Annotated in this window: 13 protein-coding genes and 1 pseudogene; 11 read left to right on the forward strand and 3 right to left on the reverse strand. The window is 49.9% G+C overall.

Features of this window, described 5'->3' with window-relative positions; translation table 11 throughout:
* The first annotated feature begins 12 nt into the window (after positions 1 to 12).
* The 3 genes from EUZ85_RS31885 to hflC all read left to right on the forward strand — a co-directional run bounded on the left by EUZ85_RS31885 (position 13) and on the right by hflC (position 2,594).
* The gene (locus EUZ85_RS31885) at positions 13 to 141 is read left to right on the forward strand and encodes a hypothetical protein (RefSeq protein WP_255509304.1); all 129 of its coding nucleotides are present in this window, start codon (positions 13 to 15) and stop codon (positions 139 to 141) included.
* Between the two features lie 361 nt (positions 142 to 502).
* Positions 503 to 1,573, forward strand: coding sequence for an FtsH protease activity modulator HflK (gene hflK, locus EUZ85_RS30805; RefSeq protein WP_127973892.1), 1,071 nt, complete (start codon positions 503 to 505; stop codon positions 1,571 to 1,573).
* The gene (hflC, locus tag EUZ85_RS30810) at positions 1,563 to 2,594 is read left to right on the forward strand and encodes a protease modulator HflC (RefSeq protein ID WP_127973893.1); all 1,032 of its coding nucleotides are present in this window, start codon (positions 1,563 to 1,565) and stop codon (positions 2,592 to 2,594) included. The genes hflK and hflC overlap by 11 nt, the downstream gene beginning before the upstream one ends.
* A 60-nt stretch (positions 2,595 to 2,654) precedes the next feature.
* Here the strand turns inward: hflC and EUZ85_RS30815 are convergent, their stop codons facing one another.
* On the reverse strand, positions 2,655 to 2,951 hold the full coding sequence (locus tag EUZ85_RS30815) for a hypothetical protein (protein ID WP_127973894.1): 297 nt from the start codon (positions 2,949 to 2,951) through the stop codon (positions 2,655 to 2,657).
* 297 nt (positions 2,952 to 3,248) lie between these two features.
* Between EUZ85_RS30815 and EUZ85_RS30820 the strand changes: the two genes are divergently transcribed.
* A complete protein-coding gene (locus EUZ85_RS30820) occupies positions 3,249 to 4,085 on the forward strand; it encodes a BON domain-containing protein (protein ID WP_127973895.1) in 837 nt (278 codons plus the stop codon).
* A gap of 72 nt (positions 4,086 to 4,157) precedes the next feature.
* On the opposite strand, the gene EUZ85_RS30825 is transcribed toward EUZ85_RS30820, so the two are convergent.
* Positions 4,158 to 6,008 (reverse strand): diguanylate cyclase domain-containing protein, encoded by a 1,851-nt coding sequence (locus EUZ85_RS30825; RefSeq protein ID WP_241566906.1) that lies wholly within the window; start codon positions 6,006 to 6,008, stop codon positions 4,158 to 4,160.
* A 379-nt stretch (positions 6,009 to 6,387) separates the two neighbouring features.
* Here EUZ85_RS30825 and EUZ85_RS30830 point away from each other — a divergent pair, with 379 nt between their 5' ends.
* The 7 genes from EUZ85_RS30830 to EUZ85_RS30860 all read left to right on the forward strand — a co-directional run bounded on the left by EUZ85_RS30830 (position 6,388) and on the right by EUZ85_RS30860 (position 17,724).
* Positions 6,388 to 7,428 (forward strand): sugar phosphate nucleotidyltransferase, encoded by a 1,041-nt coding sequence (locus EUZ85_RS30830; protein ID WP_127973897.1) that lies wholly within the window; start codon positions 6,388 to 6,390, stop codon positions 7,426 to 7,428.
* 271 nt (positions 7,429 to 7,699) lie between these two features.
* On the forward strand, positions 7,700 to 8,371 hold the full coding sequence (locus EUZ85_RS30835) for a hypothetical protein (RefSeq protein WP_127973898.1): 672 nt from the start codon (positions 7,700 to 7,702) through the stop codon (positions 8,369 to 8,371).
* A 217-nt stretch (positions 8,372 to 8,588) separates the two neighbouring features.
* A complete protein-coding gene (locus tag EUZ85_RS30840) occupies positions 8,589 to 10,922 on the forward strand; it encodes a bifunctional diguanylate cyclase/phosphodiesterase (protein ID WP_127973899.1) in 2,334 nt (777 codons plus the stop codon).
* Positions 10,923 to 11,059: 137 nt separating this feature from the next.
* Positions 11,060 to 11,947, forward strand: coding sequence for a GGDEF domain-containing protein (locus EUZ85_RS30845; protein WP_164887401.1), 888 nt, complete (start codon positions 11,060 to 11,062; stop codon positions 11,945 to 11,947).
* A 337-nt stretch (positions 11,948 to 12,284) separates the two neighbouring features.
* Positions 12,285 to 15,215 (forward strand): chemotaxis protein CheB, encoded by a 2,931-nt coding sequence (locus tag EUZ85_RS30850; RefSeq protein ID WP_127973901.1) that lies wholly within the window; start codon positions 12,285 to 12,287, stop codon positions 15,213 to 15,215.
* Between the two features lie 133 nt (positions 15,216 to 15,348).
* Entirely contained in the window at positions 15,349 to 16,983 is a 1,635-nt protein-coding gene (locus tag EUZ85_RS30855; protein WP_127973902.1) for a PAS domain S-box protein, read from the forward strand.
* A gap of 99 nt (positions 16,984 to 17,082) precedes the next feature.
* Positions 17,083 to 17,724, forward strand: coding sequence for a response regulator transcription factor (locus EUZ85_RS30860; RefSeq protein ID WP_164887402.1), 642 nt, complete (start codon positions 17,083 to 17,085; stop codon positions 17,722 to 17,724).
* Between the two features lie 67 nt (positions 17,725 to 17,791).
* Here EUZ85_RS30860 and EUZ85_RS32090 read toward each other — a convergent pair.
* Positions 17,792 to 18,800 (reverse strand): annotated as a pseudogene (locus tag EUZ85_RS32090) (IS630 family transposase).
* Positions 18,801 to 18,870: the final 70 nt, after the last annotated feature.

Below are 18,870 nucleotides of genomic sequence, written 5' to 3' on the forward strand. Positions count from 1 at the left end.
ATAGGTAACAATATGAACCCCCAACCAAATCAACCGAAAAAGGATCACCCGCAGCAGCCCAAAGCGCAGCCGCAACGTCCTCAGCAACCGGTGAACCCTCAGGGAAGCAAGCCCGCTAAAGATGCGGACAAGCAACGCTGACTCATTGTGGAGCAAGCTCCATTATGGTTGCTGGATCGAGGCCAGTTAATGGAAAGAAGGACGGTGAATCAGTTAGGCTGGTTGCAGTCTCGTTATAAGGTCCGCGTCATCGAGGGCGATACGATCATCTGATAGATCGCCAAAGACTCGCCTGACGTCTGTTCTCAAGCACACGGGGGCAAAACTTACGCCCCGGTGTGCAGCTTCAGCATTGATTTCAGCGGTCGTAATTCCCCTCCCTGATCTACACATCTCACCCGACCCGTCTTAATGGCTATGTACGGTAACGCACTGACTCCGAGGCCATTTTTTATTTAGTCTTGCGCTAACAGTCTTGCCAAACTGATGAAGGCGTATACTCATGACCAGGCCATACCAAAACGATGAGCCAGATCCGTGGGCGCAGCCCAAGGGACTCAGTAGAGAGGTGGAAAAGCACTTCCATCAGACCACACGCCTCATCGGCGACATGATGCCAAAGGGCGGACTGGGCGGTTATCTCTTGCCCATATTCCTGCTGCTGGCGACAGTTAGCGGCTGGACAGCTTATTACACCGTTCCCAGCGACTCCGTCGCCATTGTCCAGCGCTTTGGCAAATACCTCAAAGAAGTCCCTCCCGGATTGCACTTTAAAATTCCATTTCAAGTTGATACCGCCACCATTGTGCCCGTGAAACGACAGTTAAAGCAGGAGTTCGGATTTATAACTCCGGGCGCCACCGATCCATACCAGAGCCCCCATCTGCGGGACGCTATGCGAGAGACTCAGATGGTCACTGGCGATCTGAACGCCGCCCTGGTCGAATGGGTGGTTCAGTATCGGATTTCCGATCCTGTGAAGTTTTTGTTTGAGGTTCGAGAACCCAGCGAAACTCTGCGTTATGTTTCTGAGTCCGTCATGCGCGAAGTGGTGGGTGATCGCACCGTGGACGAAGTGATTACCATTGGCCGCCAGGAGATAGAAAGCCAGGCCCTTATCAAGATGCAAGAGCTTGCGACTCAATACGTCATGGGCCTTAGTATCGACCAGGTCCAACTGAAAAATATCAATCCGCCGGAGCCAGTTCAGCAATCCTTCAATGAGGTAAACCAGGCGCAACAGGAAAAAGAGAAACTGATCAACGAAGCCCGTCGGGAATACAACAGAGTTATCCCCCTGGCGCAAGGTCAAAAAGATCAGCGCATTCGTGAAGCCGACGGCTACAGACTTAAACGTATTAATGAGGCTGAAGGCGATATCGCCCGCTTCAACGCCTTATTCAAAGAGTACAGCAAAGCGCCTGAAGTCACCCGGCGACGTATTTACTTGGAAACACTGCAAGAAGTGATGCCGGGTGTCCGCAGCAAGATCATAGTCGATGGGGGTAGTAGCGGCATTCTTCCCCTTCTGAATCTCAACAATCCGGCATTGGTATCCAGCCATGAAAGGTAAATCCTATTTCGCCACCCTGGCGCTGTTGGCGGTTGGGGGAAGCGCTCTGTTCAATTCGTTATACACGGTGAGTGAAATTGAGCAAGTGATCATCACACAATTCGGCAAACCAGTGGGAGCGCCGATTACTGACGCGGGACTGAAAATCAAAGCGCCTTTTATTCAGGAGGTCAATCCTATCGATAAGCGGGTGCTGGAATGGGACGGAAGCCCGTCCGACATGCCCACCAAAGATAAGCTCTATATCTCTGTAGACCTTTACGCCCGCTGGCGGATTATCGACCCCCTGCAGTATTTTCTGCGACTGCGGGATGAGCGCAGCGCCCAATCCCGTCTCGACGACATACTGGGAAGTGAAACGCGTAACGCCGTCGCCAAGCATGAGCTTATCGAAATTATCCGCACCACCAAGAATCGCTCGCCACTGCGCGATACACTGCTCACCGGATCGAGCCAGGAGCTGAACATGGGCGCCTTGGCTCCGATACAAAAAGGGCGGCAGCTTGTCGAAGCGGAAATCTTTCAGGCGGGCGCGGAAAAAGTTCGCGTGTTTGGTATTGAGCTATTGGACATTCGCTTTAAACGCATCAATTACAACGAAAGTGTCCGTCCCAAAATTTATGATCGTATGATCAGCGAACGACGCCAGATCGCGGAGCGCTTTCTCTCCGAAGGCAATGGCGAGGCAGCCCGCATCCGCGGCAATCGGGAGCGTGACCTCAATAAGATTCAGTCGGAGGCCTATCGTCAGGTTGAAGAAATTCGAGGCCTTGCTGACGCCAAAGCCACCGATATCTACTCCCGTGCTTACAATCAAAGCAAGGATGCTGTGGATTTCTATGAATTTACCCGCACCATGCAGGCTTACCGATCGATTATGGCGGAAAACTCCACACTGGTGCTTTCTACTGACAGCGACCTATTAAAATACCTGAAAGGCATGAATCCCAAGCCCAGTGACGGTATCGACTTCCTCGCAGATTTAACCAGGGCTGATAAGTCTGACGGTGCGACGCATTGAAACGTCTACGCCGCCCGCCAGAATGCATACAAAAGCGGATGGTTCATCCGCTTTCTTCGATCAGTGCGTTTTTGGTGGGGTTGTGTGGTCTGAGCTATGGGCGATAGCGTAGTAAACACCATGACAAACCAGCAGCAAAATAACTGCTCCGGTCGCTGCAGCTAGAAGGCTATAGGTGGTATACAAGGCGGCTCCGGCGATCGAAAAAGTGGAATAAGCCCCTCCTCCGATAGCGGCGCCGATTGCGCCGGTTCCCATATCAATCAAAATCCCCTGATTGGAGCTGCGCGCTACCTTGCCTGCGCCGAAGCCGAGAACAATTCCAATCAAGATGCATAGTAGTAATAGTAATAACATAGCGACTCTCCTGTGTACGCATAATGAATAATAAAGGTTCGGACTTTCAGTACGGATACTGCCTGGTGCGTACTGGGTACTGACAAGCTACGACATAGCGCAAAGAGTCCGCTTAGCGCCTACCTGCATTGTTGATTTTATATCGCCCTTCAGTCTGTACGGAGGCATACAGAAGGCCGCGAAAACGCCCTGCTGGCTTACGTGGGCTGCCGTACCGACGGGATGTGTTTTCTACTTTTATAGTTCCGTCTTACGCACCGCATCATTCATTGCAGTGCCGTATACGCAGGAGGCCATATGAACAAGTTAGCTGAGCAGCGCGCTCCAGAGATGAAGACAAAAAGCGTGAGCGCAATTTCTGATCGCATCAATGAGACACGTTTGGAAACTCAAATCTGGACAACTTTCGCCTTAAGTCCCTACTTACGCGCGCTTGATCTGAAAGTTTCCGTTCACGAAGGTTGCGCTCTTTTGAGCGGCAAGGTGGATGAAGAGGTCAATAAAGATCTGGCGAAGCAAATTGCTCTGGGGGTGAAGGGGATCCATACCGTAGAGGACCAGATTGTCGTCGTCGAGGACGCGGTCCTCACCCCTCACATGGAAGACCGCAGCTATGGGGATATTATTGATGATGTCACAATCAGCGCGGCGGTAAAGTCAAAATTGTTGTCCTGTCGCTACGCTGACAGCATTGCCGCGGAGGTAAGCACTATCGCCGGCAAAGTGACGTTGACAGGAACCGCTGGCGACAAAGCCGCCAAAAAATTCGCCAAAGCGGTGGCTATTCACACTCAGGGCGTCATCGGCGTCGATAACGCCCTGATTATTAACCCCGGAAAAGCCAGGCAACCAGATGGGGACGCCAGTATCAAGAGATACTCGGATGAGCTTGGCCATTACCTGTCCGACATATGGATCACCGCCAAAGTAAAAGCGGTACTGCTGTATTGCAACAGTGTATCAGGCTCGAAAATCAGTGTGTTAACCCACCATCACGTCGTGACGCTGAGCGGCGACCTTGGAAGCGGAGCGGAAAAAGCGCTAGCTATTGAAATCGCGAAAAATGTGTATGGCGTAAAAAGAGTCAACTCAAAAGGCCTGACGTTTGCCGCCAAACATCTGTTGGACAGCTAAGGGTCGCTGGAAACCGGCGCGTCCTACAACAATAATCTTTCCAGACAGGCGGCCTGACGGTCGCCATCCGCGTCACCCACTTTGCCGTTGATATCGGCTTGCATAGTATCGGTACTGCCCCGGCCCATTTTTTTTCGCCTCATACATCGCCTCGTCCGCACAACAAATCAGGTCGGGCGCCTCATTGGCGTTGTCTGGATACACGGCTATTCCGATACTGGGCGACGTCCTCACCAACATATTTTCAAAAGCATACGGCTTGGATAAAGTGACGATGATAGTCTTGGCCAAACGCGCAGAATCGTTGCGATTATTATGGTCGAGAGCGATTACGGCGAATTCATCGCCACCGATACGGGCCACCATGTCGGATTCGCGCACAACGCTTTTTAATCGGAGGGCGACTTCCTTCAGCAGAGCGTCGCCAACCTTGTGTCCGTGGGTGTCATTGACTTTTTTGAACTGATCCAGATCCAGATATAACAGCGCCACCTTTTTACTGTTGCGATGCGCCAGCGCGAGTTCCTGGAATAGGAATGCGGTCAAAAAGCGCCTGTTCGCCAGACCGGTTAGCATGTCATGAGTGGCGAGATATTCCGCTTCTCTTTGCGCCGTCATTTCGGAAATAAGCAGCGCTGCGCCCACGGAGGCGTGACCGCCCCTGCTTCGCAAGGGCAAACAGGTCGCGACAAAACTGCGCATGACGCTCTTGTCACAGGCCTTGCGTAGCGACGCTTCGACATTAAAAGCCGGCGCATCGCTGGCGATGGTCTGTTTTAACGTATCTTCATAGCTCGCCATCAGGTCTGACTTAAACTCACTGAGTTTGCGTCCTATAACTTCTTTTTTTATAAGACCGCACCATTCCGCCAGCTTGCTGTTCATTCGCACGCAACTCAGGTCTTGATTAACCATGGCGATGCCAATTGGCGAGCCTTCATAAAGCAAGTCAATTTCACCGAACTGCCTTTCAAGCGCCGTTTCCCTGCTTCTTATTCGTTCCACCATATCCTCTATTGCGGCGGCCACCAGTTGAATTTCCTTGGGACCGGGGATGGTCACGCCATAAGCCGATTCCGCACTACCGAGCCTGAGAGCATTGGCGAAAATCGCCAGTTTTTTCAATGGCCTTGAAATTAATTCCGAGATAAACCAGCCGACGATTGCGAAGAAAACAGACACCACGATTCCCCAGCGCCAAATTGCTTCGCTGAGGTTATGTATCGGTCTCAACGCCGCAACGGATTCCTGTCTGGCGATCACCACCCAGCGTTTACCAGGATCACCCAGAAATCCTTTGGTTTCACTGTAGCCCATCAGGTATTGTTTTCCGTCCGGCAAGTCCACTAACGCATTTTTTTCGGCTTTCAGTGACTCAGGCAGCATCAGCCTTGTGTTCATGAGCGCGGGAGGCCCCAATAACACTGCGCCGTCACTGGCCAACACCAGCAGCTCCAACTGTTGGCTATGGTGCTGCAGCACACTCTCGGCAAGTGAGTTAACCCATCCCCAGCTAATGAAGGCGCCCATTACACCAATGGAAGCGCCTTCCGCATCCCGAATTGGCGCCGCCAGACTGATATAGCGATGCGAGAGCAAGTGAGCCTGACTTATATCGTTTAATCCAATGCTTTCAATATCATCGATATCGCTCGCAAAAGGGCCGCGTACACCTTCCTTCCACCAGGTTTTATCTGAAACGTCCGCCCCCTCCAACAGCTTTCCTGTGGCGCACAGCACTATACCGTTTCTATCCGTCAACCCTAACCAAATATAAGGCTCATAGGTCCTCTTCAGTGTTTCCAGAATATTAATTTGTTCAGTATATCTAGCCCCGTATAAATTACGCACTGTTGGCAAAGCTGAAACATTGATCAAGTCCCGCAACCGCTCATACATGCCCCCATCCAGTCTATCCGCCATTTGATAGGAGACTCTGGTAATTTTATGGTATAGCTCCCGACGGAGGCTTTGCGAAGATTTATAGTCAACAATACAGTTCACAACTCCTATTGTAGCGATAACCACACCGGCAAGCGTTATAGATAAAAGAGTCCTCAGCCGGAAGTTCATTGCGAGCCGCCCTATTAACATCCTGTATAATTAATAGTCTTAGGCAACAAAAACACAATTTGCAAATATTATATACGCATTAACTATTTTCAATAAGTTATAGGGGAATGCCCCATAGCATCATGTCCAATATCCTGATACCGATTTTATTGATTTAGTAATAGGATGCGTCAAAAAAGAGGGGGCCTTAACCAGCATTATAGAATAAAAATTTAAAAGGAGACTGGATATGCGTATTTATAATCCGGATAACATCGTAAATGATTCTATCGTCACGAAAACTCATCCCAAAAGAGACAATCATTGGGCAATTGTTTTAGCCGGCGGCGACGGCAAATTCATGAAGCAAAATACCCTTCACTGGTTTGGGCATGAGCGGCCAGAGCAATTCTGCTGCTTCAACGGAAATAAGACATTGTTGGACCAGGCATGGGAAAGAGCGGAGCGACTCGTTTTCAGGAAAAACATTATCACCACTACTTTGGTCAGCCAGAAAAAATACTTTGATGAATACCTTGAAGGGAACTCACCTGGAAGCATTTTGTATCAGCCGGTAAACTGCGGCACCGCGCCTTCCATCATGGTTTCGCTGGCCCATATTCTGGCGCAGGATGAGAACGCGTCAATTATCGTTCTTCCCTCCGATCATTACATTCACCAGGAAAACGCCTTCTCTTTGCTCGCCAGACGCACACTGGATTTAACTGAGCGGTACGAGGACAAGGTGATTCTATTTGGCGCGGAAGCCACCTGGGGCAACCCGGATTATGGCTGGCTTGAAACATCCAGTCGGTCTGATCATGACCCGCTCATGGAAGGTGAAATACATGAGCTGTCTCAAGTGCTCGCCATTCACACTCGTCCAACATCCTCGCTGGTGCATCGACTATACCGGCGCAATGCGCTTTGGAATACATCCATCATTGCCTGTAAAGCGAAAACATTATGGCGATTATGCTCAAAATATCTAACCGGGTTATATGAACGCTGCGAACATATTCATAAAGTAATCAGCCACTTTAGTAGATATAAAGAAGGTAGCGATTACATAACAACAGCTATTTCTCACGCCTATTATCATCTTTCCAAGAGCGACATGTATCGAAGCTTTTTGAGATGCGCAGTCTCTGACTGTTTATCTGTACGCATGACCAATCTTGACTGGGTTGACTGGGGACGCCCGGAGCGAATCATAGAAACAATCCAGAAATATAGACTGGAGCCAAGTTTTGACCTGAATATTGGTCTTTCTCAAGCATCAAGTTCCTAACTCCAAAAACGCTCTATTCATTATTGAAAATAACTAATGCCATATGTTCCAGGCAAAACAGGCTGTTAAGGCTTTCATATGACGCCCACAAGCGCCTGAATATTGTGGGCGTTCACCATTATTCATCCCTCTAAACCTTTCAACAACGCATACACGTCATATAGCCATGATATATTTATCTTATTACCCCATCTCCAACTCAATTAACACGCCATCCAGCCGCCCTAAAGCAAGCTGCGTTTTAACCAAGGATGAAAGAAAACAAACGCCAATGACAACAAGCGCTGTCGTAAAATATCTGCTCGATAACGCTGAAACGCTGAGCCTTGCAACGCTAAAGAAAAGTCTAACGGACATCGCTCAATGGCATCAAAGGAACGGCTTTGCCGATCCAACACAGGCGTCTACGGTGAAAAAAGCCTTGGAGGGGATAAAGAAGTTACATCCCCACCGAAACAGACAGGTGAGTCTGATCCAGATCGAGCAGTTGTCGCAGCTTGCGCAATGGCTGGATAGAACCGCCATGGAAGCCAAAGTGCATGGCGACCGCCGTCGTATGCTACGGCAAACCCGTGATAAAGCGCTTGTTCTACTCAGCTTCTGGTTTGGGCTGCAAGATGAAGAACTTAGCCGACTTTGTGTCGAAGACGTTAATTTAAACTCCAAGGAACACATCTCCGTGTTTATATCCCGCTATAAAGGAACCGGACGTAAGCGCCTGAAATACTATAAGACCATAGAACCACGCCATTTGTGCCCTATTCAGGCTTATAAGAGCTGGTTGGACATCGCTGCATTATCGACGGGGGCGGTATTCAGGAGCGTCAATCGGTGGGGGCGTATTGGAGAAAGTCCCCTTCATGCGGGCAGCATCAGGCCTATTTTCCGACAGTTATTTCAGAATGTTGGCTTACCAAGATACGGAGAGATCGTCGTGGCCTGATTGAGAAACAGGCGCGCTTGTCAGCGCAAATGATATTGGCATCGCGCTATTCTGGCGCAGGGACGCGCCTGCACGGAGATAAATCCGACTATGTTAGCCACCGTACCGATATCGATCGCCTCGATAGTTAGACTGAACATAACGCACATCTTTTAAACAAAACGGAAGCCTTGTTGGATGGATGATGCGCCAACAGGGCCACTGAAAGAATCGCATTATGGATAAGCTACATCAGGCCACCAAATCGTCCACCTTATCAAAGGACTCTTCGATCAAACTTGGATCGCATGCCAAGCCCCACTTTTTACTGGTGGCGCAGGCAGAGACAGCGACTGTAGCGTCTACCCCCAAAAAGCCCGCCGGCGTCGACTCTAAAAGCGACGCCGGCGCACTGGCCAGCGCTCTGTTACGGGGAGACGAAAATGACTCTTCTTATCCTCCCAACAAACCCATTACCGTACTCTTAATAGAAAAATGCGCCGCCGATGCGCGGAGAATTCTGGATATTTTGCATGCCGACAGCAAATATCCTTTTCACATCATCTGGACCCATGCGCCCCCTGCTTCACTCAAACACAAATATTCAAATACGGATGTCATATTGCTGGACGCGTCTTTATTAATTCACCGAGGCGTTAAAGCGCTGGCGCAACTACAGGGGATAGCGCCCCGAATTCCTATCTTGATCATGTGTGCGACGCCAAAGGAGCAGCAGGCGGCGGAAACCCTGGTGAAGCCTGAAGTGCGTCAAAGGATTGACTTTTTCGCCAAGAATCACGTTGACGCCTACTGGCTGCCGCGAGCGTTAATGTTACTGGTTGCTCGTCTGGCCGCAGAAAACTTACTGGCCAAAGGGGAAAAGCGCGCCCAACAGATCTTAAACTCCATAGGGGACGCTGTGCTGGCGACAGACCTGCAAGGTAATGTGATTTACCTGAATAAGATGGCGGAGAGCCTGACAGGCTGGTCATACAAAGACGCTCTGGGCCAGCCCTCCTCCATGGTGCTCACATTAATCAACGACCAGCCTCAGTCGAATGCAGCCGATCCCATACGGCAGGTTATTGAGAACAATTGCATATTACGGATGGCGGAGGATTGCATCCTGGTTCGACGTGATGGCGTAGAGCTCTTTATTGATGACTCTATCGCACCAATTCACGATGGCGATGACATAGTATCCGGGGCGGTTATCGTGTTTCATGACGTTTCGGCGGAACGGACAATGGCCAAGGAAATGTCGCATATGGCGCAGCATGACGCCCTTACCGGGCTGCCCAACCGCGCGTTACTGGAGGAGCGCTTTTCCTCCGCCGTCAATCAGGCCAAACGCAACGCCAAGCAGATAGCCATACTGTTTATTGACCTGGACTTTTTCAAACTGGTCAATGATTCTCTGGGGCATGGCGTGGGCGACCAGCTGCTTCGCTCTGTTGCTGAGAGACTGGTGGCCTGCGTACGTGCGACAGACACAGTCAGCCGTCATGGCGGCGACGAGTTTGTCATACTGCTAAGCGAACTGGACAAACCGGAAGACGCCGCCCATGTCGCCGAGAAGTTGACAGCGGCGTTCTGCGCCCCTCATTTAATCAACGATCATAAACTCCACGTTAGTCTGAGTATCGGCATCAGCGTTTACCCAGATGATGGAAGCGAGATGGCGTTCATCATGCAGAATGCGGACATCGCCATGTATCACGCCAAAAAAAGCGGTCGTAATAGCTACCAGTTCTTCAGAGCCGACATGAATGCTCGCGCAAGCAAGCGACTGCTTCTGGAGAGCAAGCTCCGCCAGGCCTTAAAAGAGGGCGAGTTTATCTTGCACTATCAGCCCCAGGTAGAACTGATTTCCGGAGAAATTACTGGCGCAGAAGCGCTGATCCGCTGGCGCGACCCTGGCGGCGGGCTCATTCCACCGGCTCAGTTTATACCGATCGCAGAGGAGTGCGGACTCATCATTTCAATTGGACGCTGGGTGTTGAACGAAGCATGTCGTCAGATGAAGGCCTGGCGGGACTCGGGATGCCGCTCGACGCCGATTTCAGTGAATATCTCGGCGCTGGAGTTCAGAAACAAAGGCTTTCTGGATAGCATCAATGACATACTGGCGCAGTACCAGCTGCCCGCCGGATTGCTGAAGCTGGAGTTGACCGAAAGCATCCTCATGCATGACATAAAGTCATCCATTAATGTGTTAGACGAGCTAAAATCCATTGGCGTACTCCTCTCCATCGACGACTTCGGGACCGGTTATTCAAGCCTGAGTTATCTCCAGCGATTGCCAATTGACACGCTAAAAATAGATCAGTCTTTCGTACGCGATCTGACAACGGAAAAAGATGACGCCACCATTGTCAGCGCGGTCATTGGCATGGGGAAAAATCTTGGTCAGAAAGTCATTGCCGAGGGTGTGGAAACGCTTGAACAACTTAATATTCTACGCAGCTACCTCTGTGATGAAGGACAAGGCTTTCAATTCAGCCGGCCCCTGTCCGCGAACGATTACGCCAGATTCCTCGCAACCAATAACGGCGTTTTACCGTTGGGTTAGGCGCTTATACAGGTACAGGTATGGGGGCTACCCCGATGCCATTCCCGCCAGCGCCCTGATCTGATACGGCGGAACGCCATACTATAATGTTCTCATTGCACGGAGCGCGCGACGGATGCACGAACAGGAAGGAAGCAATGAATAAATTATCGGCCAATATCTTTGGAGCCCCTTCGGATACTGCGGTTGCAATGCGCCTGATTCGCGGACTTACAGGCAACGACGCCATTTCTCGGGAAGAGTGGCGTAATCTGTATCGCCACACAGTTGGATCTGAGTACTCGGCGCATCAATATCTCATGAAACATCTCACGGGGCGTCACTACTCGGAAACGGACTCGATTAAGCTTTGGAATGGCATTCTGCATCATAAAATTGAACTGACCTGCGCGCTCGATCGCGATCCTGGCTTTTTTGTCGCTGCGCTCGATTACCTTTCCAATAAATCCCCCAAAAATAATGGCGCTGACTATATTCTGGTGGCTGAAGATGTCTTGATTCGATGCATGGAAATGTCTCTTCTTGATGGTTTAACCGGACTGTTCAATCGTAATGCTGCGATGAAAATGATGGAGAAAACCATCGAAGGCGTCAGGCGAAAAAACGGGTGCTTCGCGCTGCTGATGATGGATGTGGATGACTTTAGCGAGATCAACAGCGAATTCGGGCATATTGGCGGCGACGAAGTCTTGGTTCAAATCGCCCATATTATCGGTCAAAGCATGCGGGGAATGGACATTGTCGGTCGATACGGCGGCGATGAATTTTTGGCGCTGTTACCTGATGCGGACTCCAATGTCGCCATTGAAGTGGCGGAACGGATAAGACGAGCCGTAGAGTCCGATGTTTTCAAGGAAAAGCAAGTAACGATTAGCATTGGCGTCGCGGTATTCGAAGCCAATGGCGTTTCCATGAAAGAATATATTCAAGTTGCTGACGAAATGCTTTATAAGGTGAAGAACAACGCCAAAAACAGCGTACTGATTTCATCCATATATAGAAATACGCCCCCTCTCGTTAAATAAATATACGTGGTTAATCTGTGCTTACTCCTTGCATTTGGCGGCCCCAGGTCAAACATTAGGCTTCGCCGCGCCGACCTCTTATGTGACACTCTGTCCAGCCGGGTGCTGAAACATAAAACACTCATTCTTCCCATCTGTCTTATGCACGGTAAAAGCGCATTTTTCAGAGCATTTTACTGCATTTAACGACCGGCTTTGCTGGAATCGGAAATCTATTACAGTTGCAGCTAATTATATCGACTTATGGTTCTTATCGGCACACAATGCCCCTATAGGCCGCACCTTGATTGGCGTTATGAAGTATATCTGAGCAGAAGCGAGCAATTAATAAACGATTATGACTTTTAATAGAGACGTATCAGCTCCCACAGGTGTGGATACTAATTCAACACCGACTTTTTATGCGGCGGCAGTGGGCGCCTCCGCCGGGGGGCTGGAAGCGCTTAAACGTTTGTTCAGCGGCATGCCGGCGAGGACCGGAATTGTATTTATCATCATTACGCACCAAAAAGCCGGTCATGTCAGCATCTTACCGGAGCTCCTGAGCAACCAGACGGAATTACCCATAAATGTCGCCCAAAATGGACAGTCGCTGAAGCCGGATCATATCTACATCAACCCTTCCAATGGCATGCTGGGTGTGGAAAACGGCGTGTTTGTGATTACGCCTTTCGATGAAGAAAAAAATGTCGAAAAGCATCATCCCGTCGATTATTTCTTCCACTCAATCGCCAGAGAATATGGCGACAACGCCATTGGCGTCATTCTGTCGGGCACCGGAAGCGATGGTACGCTGGGGCTACGAAGCATCAAGGAAAAAGGGGGACTGATTATCGCCGAAGATCCGGGCGTCGCCGAATTCGCCGGCATGCCGGCCAGTGCGATTGCAACGGGGTTGACGGACTATGTGCTGTCTCCAGAAGACATGCCAGGCGTACTGGAAGAATACATGACCGCTATCGGCAAATCGTTGGTCTCCAACAAAGAACTGACGACGCAATTTCCAGATGAAGTCATGGCGCAGATTTTCGCGTTGTTGCTGGCGCGCACAGGACACGACTTTTCCCTTTACAAAACCAATACCCTGTACCGGCGTATTGAACGGCGAATGAACCGTCATCGGCTGCATACCGCCCACGGCTATGTGAACTATCTGAAATCGGAGCCTCAGGAACTGGACCAGCTTTTTAAAGAGTTCCTCATCCGGGTGACCAGCTTTTTCCGCGACGCCGACGTCTGGAGCAGTCTTTCCAAAGGCGCATTGGAGGAGTTGTTGATCAAAAGGTCGGAAGGAGGCTTGTTCCGTGTGTGGGTGCCCGGCTGTTCGACCGGCGAGGAAGCTTATACAGTGGCCTTTATTATCACGGAGATACTGGAGAAGATGGAGTTCCCGCCCCGTATCCAGATCTTCGCTACAGATCTTGACGCCAGCGCTATCAATATCGCACGCAAAGGGGTATACGACAAAGACGTCCAAAGTGAAATATCCCACGAAAGATTGCAGAAATACTTTTCTCTGGAAGGCGATTGCTACAAGGTGAATAAACCCATCCGCGATATGATGGTGTTCGCGGTTCATAATATTATTAAAGACCCTCCTTTTACCAAAATTGACCTGATTTCCTGCCGTAATCTCCTTATTTACATGCGCTCGGAAATGCAAAGAAAGCTGTTTTCATTAATGCACTACGCATTGCTTCCGGAAGGTTTATTAGTGCTGGGGCCATCCGAATCCATCGGCGACTCTTCTCTGTTATTCGAGGCGGTGGATAAGAAGCATAAGATATACAGACACAAACTTTCTCCAGATATCAACTACCTGCCGAATATGGGGTTAAGGTTGGAGCCAAATAGCAATATTACGGTAGACAGGCTGGGCATTGGCCAGCGTTACGCTCAGGAGACGCCCTCATTTTCCAGTGCGGTTTTGAGAATGCTGGTTAACCGGTTCGCTCCGGTTTGCGTCATCATTAATTATCTCGGGGACATTTGTTATATACACGGGAAAGCTGGCGCCTACCTGGAACCAAATGAGGGACGCCCCCGCAACAACATACTCGAAATGGCTCGCCCGGGACTGCGTATGGAACTGGTTTCCGCCATGCATCAGGCTGCTGCTGAAGAGTGTCCCGTGGTGCACCGTATCGCCAATATCACTCAGCCACCTTCGTCGGTAAAACTGTCCGTAGAACGCATTCAAGAGCCTGCGGCGTTACATGGACTTCTGCTGGTCATGCTCGGTCCCCTCAATGAGACGATCCCCGTTCCAGGCGACATCGTTTCAGACAAGAGTGACTGGGGCATTCCAGCCAATAGAGATATCGCCGAAAGCGTTGAGAAAGACAACGAGGTCGTCTGGCTTCGCAAAGAGCTGGGCATGATGCAGTTGTTTTACCAGAATCTGGTTGAGCAACTGGAGACCTCCAATGAAGAATTGCAAAGCGTTAACGAAGAACTGCAAAGCGCAAATGAGGAGCTGGAAACATCGAAAGAAGAAATGCAGTCTCTCAATGAGGAACTTTCTACCGTCAACAACGAGTTTCAGTCCAAACTGGAATCCTTGTCACAAGCCAATGACGATATGCAAAACTTATTGAACAGCACCGATATCGCCACTATTTTCCTGGACGATAACCTTTGCATTAATCGCTTCACCGAGCAGGCAAATAAAATAGTGACGTTGAGAGAGGGGGATGTCGGGCGCCCTATCAGTGAACTGGCGTTGAATAATCTCGATTACCGGACCCTTCTCGTAAACGGCCGACAAGTATTGAAAACGCTGGAGCCAATAGAAATCGAGTTCGCCACCAGCTCCGGTGAATGGTATTCGATGAGAATGGCGCCGTATCGCACTACAGGCAACGCCATCAATGGTTTGGTCTGCACCTTTTTAGGCATCAGTAGCCTAAAACAAACCGAGACGCAATTAAGCTACCTCACGGCGGCGGTTAATGCGCTGCCGGACCCCATACTGGCGCTTGATGCTAACCTGACAATTCGCTTTGCGAACAGCGCCTTTTATGAACTTTTCAACCTGGATAGGGCAAGTGTTGAACATATGTCCATTTATGACGTCGTCCAGGCATTCCGGGATCACGCCGAGCTTAAGTCCGCCCTGGAACAATTGAAAGAGGCCAGCGTCCCTTTCAATAATCTGGAAGTTTCGCTTAACTCGGAGGATGTCGTCTCAACCGTCTTGGGCCTGGCTGGCCGCCGAATACATCCTGAATCGGGAGACATCTTAATTACCATCAGACCTAACTATTAATCCCGCGGCTCGCCGCCGCGCAGGCGCATGAACGCGCCTGATTACCTACATGGCAATATCATTGCCATGTAGGTAATGGCATATAAACAAATTTATTAAGGAATGGGCAAGATGTCAGGGAGACAAATTAGCTATGAAACTCAAATCGCCGCTCAGGTCAATTAATAAAAGCCTGAAAAACTACGCAGTGCACTTATTTCATTCAGAAACGCCCAAGTCTTTTGCGCCCGACGATGAACCGGGCGACGAGTCAACATTGCAGCGTCTGGTGCATGAACTCCAGGTGCATCAAATTGAGCTGGAAACTCAAAACGAAGAGCTGCGGCATACGCAATTGCAACTTTCCAATGCCCGAGATCAATACCTCCAGCTTTATGACATGGCTCCAATCGCTTATGTGACGATTGATCAGACAGGGAAAATTCTGGACGCCAACTTCAAAGCGTCGGAATTGTTCGACGCCCGTCGCAACGAGTTGCCTGGAGCCGCCCTCGCCGCCTTTATCTCACCCGCCTCACAGGATGCCTACTATTTGCATCGCCAAGCGGTTTTTTCCACCGGACTCAAGCAAGCAACGGAATTAACGCTAAAAGGGCGACCCACTCAAACCGTGACGCGCGTAGAAAGCGTCACTAGCGCTGACAAAGACCGCTGCCTTATGGTCATGGTCGATATCACCAGCCAAAAACTGGCTGAGGAGGCGTTGAAAAGGCTCAATGAAGAACTGGAGACGCTAGTAGCAGAAAGAATGCGCCAGATCCAGATGAGTTTTAACCGCCTGAACACAATTCTGAACACCGCCACCGACGCTATTATCACCATTAACAATCAGGGCGAGATTGAAAGCGTCAACCCGGCTTCGGCAGAAATGTTCGGTTTTTCCTCTGATGAACTCATCGGCGGCAATATCTCTCTGGTTATACCCACGCAACAGACGGAAACTCTACTTAGAAACATCAACCAATTACTACACCAGATAGATAACCGCCCCACTGGATGCGTCATGGACATATCGGCGAGACGCAAAGGCGGCTACCTGTTTCCTATCAGCCTGAGCAGCAACAGAATTGATAAAGAAAATGCGTTTACCTGCATCATTCGGGATATGAGTGAGCGGGTTGAGCTTGAAAAAGTTCTGTTGCAGCGAACGGAAGAGGAACGCAATAGAATCGGTCGAGAGCTTCATGACACTATAGGACAAACCGTAGTGGGCATCGCTTTAAAAGCCATCTCTCTATCTACTGAACTGGAGAAAATCGCTCCGCCCCTCGCTCAAGCATTGGCGGATATGAGCGCAAAACTGGAAACGACAGGGCGTGAAATTCACACCATTGTGAATGATTTGTCCCCACTGCGGATGGATGATAATGACTTTAAAGAGGCGCTTCAGTGGTTGGTGGATTCCAGCCAGATATACAGTCACGCAAAGATCACGCTTGAATGCCCAAATGATGTCGCCATCAAGGACTCTCGCGTAGCGACCCAGCTTTATCGCATTGCCCAGGAAGCGCTGCATAACGCGATAAAGCACGCCAAAGCGGAGCTCATCCAAGTAAAAATCAAACAGACTTCTGAATTTATCAAACTTTCCGTTATAGATGACGGTTCAGGCATGGAGTCCACTTCCAGGTCCGCCCGATTACCCTTCAGCTTGTCCGGCAAAGGCCTTGAAAACATGAAGTACCGCGCTCATGTCATCGGGGCCGACGTGGAAGTGTTAAGTAATAAGGGAAAAGGTTCTCACGTCGAGTGCACATTATTGACGTAGCTCAGTTATTGCCACTAAACATTTCCTTTAAAGTGGTTGTGGAAAGCCAATAGAACGAAATTAAGTCACCTGAGCAAGAATAAACTAATGTCCCCTAAAGTGCTGATTGTCGACGACCACCCCATATTTCGCGACGGGTTGACCAGCCTGATCAATAAAGAAGGTGATATGAGCGTATGCGCCGAAGCCAGTGAAATTAACAGCGCACTAGAGCTATTTAAAGCATACGAACCGGATGTTGTTATCGTAGATCTGAATTTGGTCGACGGTAACGGCCTGGAGTTAATCAAAAGGCTGAGGCTGATCTCTCATTCCGTAAAGATTCTGGTTGCGTCGATGCACAGTGAGAGTTTCTTCGGCGAAAGAAGTTTAAGGGCCGGCGCCAACGGTTATATCTGTAAAGAGGAAACCCCAAGAAGTCTTATCAACGCCATTAGAGAGCTTTTAAACAGCGGGTTTTATATGAGCCCCAAGCTCTCCAATATTATCGCTAAGCGTCATCTGGCGAACGCAGAAAACGGAGACTCAAGGCCTGAGTGCATTCTTTCTGAACGAGAACTGGAAGTTTTCACGATGGTTGGCAAAGGCTCTTCAACCAAAGAAATTGCCCACAAACTTAATCTCAGCATCAAAACCATCGATACCTATAAAGAGCACATAAAGCGTAAACTCGGCATCAAAGATAATACCGCGCTGATTCAACAGGCTGTCGTCTGGATGGTGAGTGAGTCAATGCTATAATATGACCTAACTTTATTAGAATATCATACGGGGTTATAGACTCGATTGGGTCGCTGCGGCATTTCAATCATAGCTGATTGTAGATTGGGTCGGAAATAGTTCCACAATGACGGCTATTAAAGTATTTTTTCACCCTCGCAGGTTTCTTTTGCAACATACACGTATGTGATCGGATTTTCTTTTTGAGGTCCCCTTTCTTTCGCGCTGGCTTACCACTGTGAACTCCCGCTTTTAAGTCACAATTCAGGTATTCGTCCGGGTTCAATTCCGGGGAATAGGCGGGTAAATAGAATACTTCAATATGGTCCCGGTTCTCCTCAAGCCAGGCTTTCACCACCTTGGCGTGATGGACTCTCAAATTGTCCAGTATCAGGAAAACCTTGCGTCTGGCGTCTTTGATCAGCCGCTTCATGAACCCTGTCAATCGCTCCGCGTCCATCGTTCCATCATAGATTTGAAACCTCACTTTGACCTGGTTGCTGATCGCCGAGATCATATTGACCGACTCCCGCCTGGCGTTCAGGCGAATCACCGGCGTTTTCCCTTGGGGCGCATAGCCCCGCCCATGCTGGGCGTCGCTTCGCAGCCCTGTCTCGTCACCCCAATAGATCTCAGCCCCTTCCGCCTTGGCTCGTCCCTTTTTGCTCATACGCTTTTTTCGCCGGTTTCTGTGGCGTGAAACCCCAGGCGGCCAGATAATTGCCGACCGTTCGGATCGCCAGCTGTTCTCCCGTCTCCTGCGCAATGAGCTGCTGCACCGCCTTACGGGTCCAAAGCGCATACTCCAGCTTGAGCTGATCCGGGCTGTTATCGGTAATCAAAAGCCTGATCCGGTTCTCCTGGGTTAGCGTCAGTCGCTGTCCCGAACCGGGCTCTCGTCCGCGGGGCTTTGACTTAATCCCGCTAAACCCTTGCGCTTCATAAGCTCTGATCCATTTCCCCACCGTCAGGTTATGGACACCGACCTTATCGGCTATTTCGTGATAGCTGTATCCCTGCTTGCGCAGTCGCACGGCTTGTTTTCTTTTTTCTTCCTGCGCGGCGGCAGGTAATGAGCGAGCGTCATCTATAATCATGCGGGCATTGTATCATGCTTATATCGGCGCCGGATTAATAGTATGCTCGACCCGTCTATTACCACTCAAA

Origin of the sequence: Hahella sp. KA22 (genome assembly GCF_004135205.1) — a bacterium.
Lineage (GTDB): Bacteria > Pseudomonadota > Gammaproteobacteria > Pseudomonadales > Oleiphilaceae > Hahella.

Coding starts and splice junctions, on each gene's coding strand:
- EUZ85_RS31885 (WP_255509304.1), top strand. CDS start 13: ATGAACCCCCAACCAAATCAACCGAAAAAGGATCACCCGCAGCAGCCC.
- hflK (WP_127973892.1), top strand. CDS start 503: ATGACCAGGCCATACCAAAACGATGAGCCAGATCCGTGGGCGCAGCCC.
- hflC (WP_127973893.1), top strand. CDS start 1,563: ATGAAAGGTAAATCCTATTTCGCCACCCTGGCGCTGTTGGCGGTTGGG.
- EUZ85_RS30815 (WP_127973894.1), bottom strand. CDS start 2,951: ATGTTATTACTATTACTACTATGCATCTTGATTGGAATTGTTCTCGGC.
- EUZ85_RS30820 (WP_127973895.1), top strand. CDS start 3,249: ATGAACAAGTTAGCTGAGCAGCGCGCTCCAGAGATGAAGACAAAAAGC.
- EUZ85_RS30825 (WP_241566906.1), bottom strand. CDS start 6,008: ATGGCGGATAGACTGGATGGGGGCATGTATGAGCGGTTGCGGGACTTG.
- EUZ85_RS30830 (WP_127973897.1), top strand. CDS start 6,388: ATGCGTATTTATAATCCGGATAACATCGTAAATGATTCTATCGTCACG.
- EUZ85_RS30835 (WP_127973898.1), top strand. CDS start 7,700: ATGACAACAAGCGCTGTCGTAAAATATCTGCTCGATAACGCTGAAACG.
- EUZ85_RS30840 (WP_127973899.1), top strand. CDS start 8,589: ATGGATAAGCTACATCAGGCCACCAAATCGTCCACCTTATCAAAGGAC.
- EUZ85_RS30845 (WP_164887401.1), top strand. CDS start 11,060: ATGAATAAATTATCGGCCAATATCTTTGGAGCCCCTTCGGATACTGCG.
- EUZ85_RS30850 (WP_127973901.1), top strand. CDS start 12,285: ATGACTTTTAATAGAGACGTATCAGCTCCCACAGGTGTGGATACTAAT.
- EUZ85_RS30855 (WP_127973902.1), top strand. CDS start 15,349: ATGAAACTCAAATCGCCGCTCAGGTCAATTAATAAAAGCCTGAAAAAC.